The sequence below is a fragment of the Flavobacteriales bacterium genome (genome assembly GCA_021296215.1).
In the GTDB taxonomy this organism is placed as follows: Bacteria; Bacteroidota; Bacteroidia; order Flavobacteriales; family ECT2AJA-044; genus ECT2AJA-044.
This window is the reverse complement of sequence record JAGWBA010000112.1, coordinates 1-8,018: the sequence shown is the minus strand read 5'-3', so window position 1 is coordinate 8,018 and position 8,018 is coordinate 1. Positions and strand designations below refer to the sequence as shown.

Sequence of the window (8,018 nt, the reverse complement as noted above, 5' to 3'; positions counted from 1 at the left end):
ATCGCTGAGTTTGCTATATTTTACAGGCATTACAGAACAAATCTATCCAATTGTTCCGGTCTTAAGCCTTCTTAATTCTCAATTTTGAATTCTTAATTGGCTGACGACTAAGGACTAAGGACTGATGGTTATTGGTTAATGGTTAATGGGATAGGCTAGCGGCGAATGGCCAATAGCCCATGGCCTCTAATGAAATACTCCACATAAAACACCCAGAACAATTTCATTGTTATAACTTGCCCTGAATTCAGGCCATTGATCAAACTTGAATATTGCCGTGGTCAGACATTAAATATTGCGAATTCAAAATTAAGAATTATAGAATGTCCCTCCCCCCTTCCGAGCTCGTATTGAACCCCGATAATAGCGTATATCACCTCGGATTGCACCCTAAAGACATCGCGGATACCATACTCCTTGTAGGCGACCCAGGCAGAGTGCGTTTAGTTTCCGATAAGTTCGATAGGGTCACCTTGCGTCAGCAAAAACGCGAGTTCATTACCCATACCGGAGAGCTCAACGGTAAGCGACTGACTGTAATGGCCACCGGAATAGGCACCGATAATATCGACATCGTACTGAACGAACTCGATGCTTTGGTGAATATCGATCTCGAAAAGCGTGAATACAAGGACGAAAAGAAGTCTTTGCGCTTGATTCGGATGGGAACTTCAGGCTCGCTCCAGTCCGACATTCCGGTCGACAGTATTTTGCTCAGCGAAGCGGCTCTGGGCTTTGACGGTGTACTTCATTTTTACGACGCCGAGCACATCATGGACCACGGATTCATGGAAGCCTTTCGGAACGAAATAAACTGGCCTGTCGCCGCAGCGCATCCCTACTTGGTGAGGGCCGATAAAGAAGTGCTCGATCTTCTTCGAGGCGACAACACATATACTGGAGTCACCATTACCGCTCATGGATTCTATGGCCCCCAAGGACGCGAATTGAGGATTCCGATCGCCATGCCCTATCTCAATGATAAGCTCGAAGACTTCCGCTATGGCAATGAGCGCATCACCAATTACGAGATGGAGACCTCGGCACTTTACGGATTGGGTAAATTGATGGGGCATCGCTGCTGTACCGCCTGTGTGATCATCGCTAACCGTCCAAATAATGACTTTTCCGCCAATTACCACGCCGCCGTGGAGCGCATGATCGATCATATACTCAAATGTCTCACAGAGCGTTCTTAGGTATTAGTTCTTAGTATACCCTGAGGTAAGGGCTTAGACCCGTTTTATTTTTTCGACCGCCTTGCCCTTAGCTAACTCATCCACGATCTTATCTAGGAAGCGCACCTTTTTAGTTAGCGGTGTTTCTATTTCTTGAATCTTATATCCGCAAATAGAGCCCGTGATTAAATCCGCATTTGGATTGAGTGTAGCCCGTTCAAAGAATTCTTTGAATGTAACCTTGTCTTTGGAGAGTTTTTCTAAGTCGGCCGATTGAAAACCGGTTAACCAATGTATAACCTCCAGCAACTCCTCCTTCGTTCGCCCCTTCCTTTCAACCTTTTTGACGTAGTGAGGGAAAACGGAACCGAATTTCATTTCAGCGATCTTTCTATCGTGCTCGGGAGTAGTTGGTGGCATGCCAAAAGCTTTTAGTTCTCGTAGGTTAAAAAATACGAAGGCCACTGAGTACCTATATAAGAATTTAAAACTAAGACCTAAGAACTACCGTGCGTAATTAACCGCTCTCGTCTCGCGAATCACCGTCACCTTTACTTGTCCTGGATAAGTCATTTCGCTTTGGATCTTTTGACTGATGTCATAACTCAATTGAGTCGCGCTGTTGTCATCAACCTTATCACAGTCGACAACCACGCGCAATTCACGTCCGGCTTGAATAGCATACGACTTGCTCACTCCGGGATAAGCCAACGCCAGCTCCTCGAGCTCCTTCAATCGCTTGATGTAACTGTCGACGATTTGGCGGCGAGCACCGGGACGCGCTCCCGAAATACCATCACACACCTGAATGATCGGTGAAATTAGGGTGTTCATTTCCACCTCATCATGGTGGGCTCCGACCGCATTACATACATCGGGCTTTTCACCATACTTTTCACAAAGCTTCATGCCTAAAATAGCGTGTGGCAATTCGCTTTCCTCATCGGGCACTTTACCGATATCGTGAAGGAGGCCGGCCCGTTTGGCCGCTTTGGGATTAAGCCCGAGTTCACTCGCCATAATGGCGCAGAGGTTTGCCACCTCCCTACTGTGTTGCAATAGGTTTTGACCATACGACGAGCGGTATTTCATACGACCGACCATACGCACGAGTTCCGGATGCAGGTTGTGAATCCCCAAATCTATGGCCGTCCGTTTTCCGGTTTCAATGATCTCGTCTTCGAATTCCTTGGATGTCTTTTTAACCACCTCCTCTATCCGAGCGGGATGCATGCGCCCGTCTGTCACCAGCTTGTGCAGCGATAAGCGCGCGATCTCTCGACGAACGGGATCAAAACAACTCAAAATGATCGCCTCGGGCGTGTCGTCTACGATGATCTCTACACCTGTAGCCGCTTCCAAAGCTCGAATATTTCGACCTTCACGACCGATGATTCGGCCTTTGATGTCGTCGCTTTCGATATTGAATACCGAAACGCTATTCTCAATACTGTGCTCAACTCCAACTCGCTGAATGGTTTGCAGTACGATCTTCTTAGCCTCTTTATTGGCAGTGAGTTTAGCTTCCTCTACTTGTTCCTGAATAACGGCAATGGCTTGACTCTTGGCTTCGTCTTTCAAGGCGTCCACGAGTTGCTTCTTAGCCTCTTCAGCGGATAAACCCGATATCACCTCGAGCTGCTCAACTTGCTTCTTGTGCATCTGCTCCACCTCCTTGGTGCGCCTTTCTAGCAAATCGAATCGCTTATCGAGGTTCGATTGCTTGCTCTTCAAATCTTTGAAGTTGCGGCCATTCTCTTCGATGCGCTGCTTGAGCTTGTCCTCTTTTTCCTGAAATTTCTTCTCACGAGCCTCCAGCTTCTGATTGCGCTCGTTGATCACTTGCTCGTGCTCCGACTTCAGCTCCAAGAATTTCTCTTTGGCCTGAAGGATCTTGTCCTTCTTGATCTGCTCACCCTCCTTCTCGGCCTCTGCAAGCATCTTCGCCACCTTACCGTCACCTTGCTTTCGCAGAAAGAGCACCGCCAGGCCGAATCCGGCCAAAACGCTGATCAGTCCCCCCACGATCATGACTATTGTATTATCCATGTGTCTCAAAAAAATAAGCCCACACTACTTCACGGTTCTATTAAACCCCAATGTGACATGGGTGGAGTCGCCGACAGCATCAAGCTTCCATCGGTCCGTTGGACTCACCGCCACCAGGACGGCTACAAGGCCTGTTTTTAACTGTCTGAATCGTTGAACTCCAATAGAATATCTGTTGAGTTTAACAAACATGTGAAATAATGCGGGCTATGCATTAATGTTATGTAAAGAACTATTCAGCAAGAACGCTTGCCAACTGATCGCTCAAGGCTTCCAGCCGATCGGTAATGCCTTTATCCACTACCACGGCATTGTGCTGAGTTTGCTCCACCTTTGTGGCCAACTGCAGAGCGCACATCGCGAGCAGGTCTTGCTGATCCTGCACCGCATAATTGCGCTGGAAGTCTTTCAGCATCGACTCAATGGTCTTTGCCGCTTTGCGGACCGATTCCTCATCGGACCGTTTTATCGTGAGCGGATAAGTCCTGTTCCCAATGCTCACTTTGATCTTAAGCGTATCCGGGCTCATTTTTTATCCATTCAATTGTGCTACGCACTTATCAATTTCCCGTACTAACTCACCGATCTTTGACTTGGCGGCCTCTCGGCCGGATGGGTCACTACCCGCCAAGGTTCCCGCCATGCGGATCAGTTCATTCTCCCGTTCCATTTGCCCGACCTTTTCACGCGACTCATTGATGCGTCGCTCCGCTTCGACCAGTTGCCGTTTGAGATCTTGATTAACCGATTTGAGCTCGTGATATTTTTTCACAAACTGAGCCAAATCCGCCTCCAATTGCTCCACCGTTCGCGCTAATTCGCTCATGCAGTTCGGAATCTAGGTTACAACAAATGTAGTGTTTAGGCAGTTTGAGCGCAAACGCGGCAAGATTTATATTTCAAGGCATTAAAATGCCGCTGTTGGCCGTTAGCCATTAGCCATTGGCCTTAATACTTGGGTATTAATGACTGATGTAAGTTAACACTTGATTTCTATTCCTTAATTGGGTTGACAGTTCATGGATTCGTTGTGGTGTTTCCATGTTACAAGACATGTGTGATCTTACAGTGTTATAGGCTTCAAGAGCCTTGATCAGACATCGATCGATGTCTCGATTTCGTTTGATAAATGGGTACGGGTATTCGTTCTTGATGATTCCGTTGACTCGTTCTGCAATGGCGTTATCGAGTGGATCTCCGGTCTGGGTCATGCTGATTTGAATGTTGTACTTCTTTAGCTCACCTACGTATTCATGACAGCAGTATTGAATGCCTCTATCAGAGTGATGATACTCAGGGGTGCCTTCTGCCTTTAACGCATTCTTCAATGCTTCAAGCGTATGCCTGGAAGCTAATGTCGGGGCTAGCTTTGCGCCGACGATCTTACGTGAGTAAGCATCGGTGATCAGATTCAAGTAGGCATGCTTTCCACCTAAATCCACATAGGTGATATCGCTTACCCACACCTGCATAGGACGGTCGATGACCATCCCCTTAACTAAGTTCGAATAACGCCTGTAGATATGATTTGAGTTGGTGGTTCGAACCGGATTACGTTTCCTGCGAACCAATAGCCCATGTTCGCGTAATAGCCGCATGAAGCGGTCTCTTCCGATAACGTCAGGGTGTTCCGATAACAGCTTATGTAGCTTTCTAGAACCCATTCTCGGGTGAGCTTTACGCAACTCCCGAACAGCATAAAGGAGCCTAAAATGGCCCTCTTCACGCTCCTTACGACTATGAAGATGTTTGTAATAAGCCTGACGGCTCATACCAAGCAGTCTACATCCATACGAAACACTCTTGCGCTCGTTTACTTCTTGGACGTGGTAATAGACTTTTTTGGCAGCTCAATACCAAGCTCTTCTTCGCTGAGCTCTATGACACGTCGCAAGAGATAAGCCTTGTCCTGGGCTTCCTCCAAGGAGCGCTCCAAACGGCGTATGTAGGCCGCAGTATCCTCTCCCTCTCGCCGGAACTTTCCCTGCTCTTTCATAGGTTCCAAAATACGATTTAACGGTGGACTCTCGCAATAGCGCTTTCCATATTCACGTCCCCACCGAGTTACAGAAGCTTTACTCACATTGTACTTTCTAGCTAATTGATAACCACTTTGATCGCCTTGAACATACTCCTTGGCTACACGCAGGCGCAAGCCCATTGGATAAACCTCTTTTCTTTCCTTAATGATTGACTTAATTTGTGTCAACCTATTTCAGGACAAGACAGGAATCAATAGAAAATAAAGCTGATCGAATCTCGATATTCCTATTTTTGGCTTCAAGAATGGGTTCTGAAGGTATAATCACCACCACTGAATCCAACGCTAATAGCCATGAGCAAACGGCCAATGGCTACTTAATTCAATTCATGCGCACCTTACTCCTTCTCCTCATCACACTGCAGCTGACAGCTTCCGCTCAAGACTGGCACCCTCCACTCGATCCGCCATTGTATCTCAGTGGATCGTTCGGTGAATTGCGCAGCAATCACTTCCACAGTGGAATCGACATAAAAACGGGAGGGGTCGAAGGAAAACCGGTTTATGCGGTTGAGCGCGGCGAGATCGTCCGTATTCGAGTAGGTCCGGCCGGATTCGGAAAGGTGCTTTATATGAAACATCCCAACGGAAAAACTTCCGTTTATGCACACCTAAGTGAATTCGATTCCGTGCTGGCCGCATACGTTAAATCAGAACAATACCGACTTCAGCAGTTCGCCCTAGACCTCTATCCGATCGCAGGCCGATACACTTATCAAAAAGGCGACGAGATCGCGAAATCGGGCAATAGCGGGTCTTCGGGCGGACCTCACCTCCACTTCGAGATTCGCGATACGCGCACCGAACATCCACTGGATCCGATCGCTGAGGGATTCGAAATTGCGGATCACCGCGCTCCGCTCATGGAAAACCTGATGCTCGTGCCCATCGGCCGCGATGCGCTTTGCAATGGCGAACGAAAGACCTTCACCCTCCCGCTCATTCGATCCGGAGTTGGGGAATACCGCGTTTCGAGACCGGGCTACTACAAGCTTTCCGGAACTTGGGGATTCGCCATCGAAACGGTGGATCAGCAAGACGGCGGCTCCAATAAAAACGGCACGGTCGCGCTCAAGATGTGGCTGAACGATAGCCTGCATTACCAACACAGCATCGACGAATTCAGTTTTGACGAAACGCGCTACCTCAACAGCCTCATTACGTTCGATCAGTACAAATGCTGTAGCGACCAAGCTTCCAAACTCTACGTTGAGCCGAACAACCAACTGAGCTTCGTACAGGGGAATCCGGCCGGGTACAGCTTCAGCGACAGCAGCAGCTACAACCTTAAGATCGAGGCGAGTGACCGTGCAGGCAATCGAAGCATCTTGGAGTTCGATTTCGAAGGAATTACCCCCGAATCACAGGTATCATTGAGCGACCAACCGCTGGTGTACCCCGACGACCAGCTTTGGCTCGCCCACAACGAAGTGCACCGACTCCCCGCCGACGATGCCCGTTGCATCATTCCGGCCGGAGTGCTGTATGCCGACACTTACTTCCCCGTTGAAGTCTCTGAGCCTAGCGGCTCGATGCATAAGTCGCGCCCTTTTTTCAGCCCCGTGTACCGCTTTGGACATACCGGTATTCCTGCGCACACCTATTTTACGCTCGACCTCCCACTTGAAAGCTTGCCAACAGGCCTCCGCGAGGAGCAGCTGTGCTTTGTTGAAATTGAAGACAATGGGCGGCTCGAATGGTGGCCGGGAGATTGGACCGCGGGTCGATTCGTGGGACGAAGCCGTGAATTCGGTCGATATGCCATTACGGCTGATACGCTGGCTCCAAGCATAGACCCCGTAAACATCTTCGCCCGGAAGAACATGAATAAAGATTCAACGATCCTGGTCCGTATTAGTGATGACTTCAGCGGTATCGACCAAATTACAGGCACCATAGATAATGAATGGGTGCTGATGGAATGGAACCCCAAAACGCGCCGATTGTGGTACACCTTCGACGAGCACTGCGGACCCGGTGAGCACACCTTCGAACTTCGTGTGACCGACAACTGCAGCAATACGGCAGAGTACTTGGTGTTCTTTAGTCGTTAACCACCAACGACTCCACAAAACGCCCGTAATCCTTCTGTAGCTCCATGAGGTAGCGTCCGGCCGCGAGATCCACAATAGAAAAGTCCTTTTTATATGGGCCTGCGGCCCTATGCACGGCTTCGCGACCCACCAGACTTCCATCCGCGGCGTAGATTGTCACGGTCAAATTAGACCGATACCTCAATTCAACATCCAGGGTAAAGTGGTCCGCGGTCGGATTTGGATATAGTCGAAACCGTATTTCATCCCTTTGTTTTACCTCATCAAGGTTCACGGTATTGTTGAACTCAAGGGCGCCAAGATCGGTGTGGGATCCCGAAACTCTGCTAGAACCCGATAAATCAAAAGGAATGGGAACAGGAAAGGAATCTATTCCGGCGTCGATACACAGAGACCAAGGTAGCAAGGTATAATCATGATTGCCAGGCGCACTAAACTCAGGTGCTACACTTAGTTCACCTGATCCCGGAATAGGGCTAAGAGCCCCCGAATAAATGGGCAGTGATAAATTTTCGTTGTACTCATACCAATAAGGACTCGTCATCTGCCATATGTTATTATGATAGATACGCAAGGCATTCAATTCAGTCGAATCTGAAGCAATCAAATGAATTCCGATGGCTTAAGACCAGAACAATTGGATAGATTTGTTCTGTAATGCCTGTAAAATATAGCAAACTCAGCGATTACAAAATC

8 protein-coding genes and 1 pseudogene are annotated in these 8,018 nt (G+C 48.4%); 2 read left to right on the top strand and 7 right to left on the bottom strand.

The genetic code is table 11. The features are described 5' to 3' along the window. Nucleotides 1–323 precede the first annotated feature (323 nt). Nucleotides 324–1,199: a nucleoside phosphorylase gene (locus J4F31_12110; GenBank protein MCE2497297.1), complete on the top strand. Its 876-nt coding sequence runs from the start codon at nt 324–326 to the stop codon at nt 1,197–1,199. A 33-nt stretch (nt 1,200–1,232) separates the two neighbouring features. On the opposite strand, the gene J4F31_12105 is transcribed toward J4F31_12110, so the two are convergent. The 6 genes and pseudogenes from J4F31_12105 to J4F31_12080 form a co-directional block, all read right to left on the bottom strand. Beyond that, a complete protein-coding gene (locus J4F31_12105; GenBank protein ID MCE2497296.1) occupies nt 1,233–1,598 on the bottom strand; it encodes a DUF2200 domain-containing protein in 366 nt (121 codons plus the stop codon). A gap of 84 nt (nt 1,599–1,682) precedes the next feature. Beyond that, on the bottom strand, nt 1,683–3,227 hold the full coding sequence (gene rny, locus J4F31_12100) for a ribonuclease Y (protein ID MCE2497295.1): 1,545 nt from the start codon (nt 3,225–3,227) through the stop codon (nt 1,683–1,685). Nucleotides 3,228–3,459: 232 nt separating this feature from the next. Beyond that, entirely contained in the window at nt 3,460–3,756 is a 297-nt protein-coding gene (locus J4F31_12095) for a cell division protein ZapA (protein MCE2497294.1), read from the bottom strand. Nucleotides 3,757–3,759: 3 nt separating this feature from the next. After that, nucleotides 3,760–4,053 (bottom strand): hypothetical protein, encoded by a 294-nt coding sequence (locus tag J4F31_12090; protein MCE2497293.1) that lies wholly within the window; start codon nt 4,051–4,053, stop codon nt 3,760–3,762. Nucleotides 4,054–4,189: 136 nt separating this feature from the next. After that, a pseudogene (locus J4F31_12085) lies at nt 4,190–5,062 on the bottom strand (IS3 family transposase). After that, nucleotides 5,041–5,388 carry a hypothetical protein gene (locus J4F31_12080; GenBank protein ID MCE2497292.1) on the bottom strand — a complete coding sequence of 116 codons (348 nt, stop codon included), beginning with the start codon at nt 5,386–5,388 and terminating at the stop codon, nt 5,041–5,043. Before J4F31_12080 ends, J4F31_12085 begins: the two are co-directional and overlap by 22 nt. A 209-nt stretch (nt 5,389–5,597) precedes the next feature. On the opposite strand from J4F31_12080, the gene J4F31_12075 reads away from it, so the two are divergent. Then, nucleotides 5,598–7,322 carry a M23 family metallopeptidase gene (locus tag J4F31_12075; GenBank protein MCE2497291.1) on the top strand — a complete coding sequence of 575 codons (1,725 nt, stop codon included), beginning with the start codon at nt 5,598–5,600 and terminating at the stop codon, nt 7,320–7,322. On the opposite strand, the gene J4F31_12070 is transcribed toward J4F31_12075, so the two are convergent. Next, on the bottom strand, nt 7,312–7,866 hold the full coding sequence (locus J4F31_12070; GenBank protein ID MCE2497290.1) for a T9SS type A sorting domain-containing protein: 555 nt from the start codon (nt 7,864–7,866) through the stop codon (nt 7,312–7,314). The two genes, J4F31_12075 and J4F31_12070, sit on opposite strands and share 11 nt — an antisense overlap. Nucleotides 7,867–8,018: the final 152 nt, after the last annotated feature.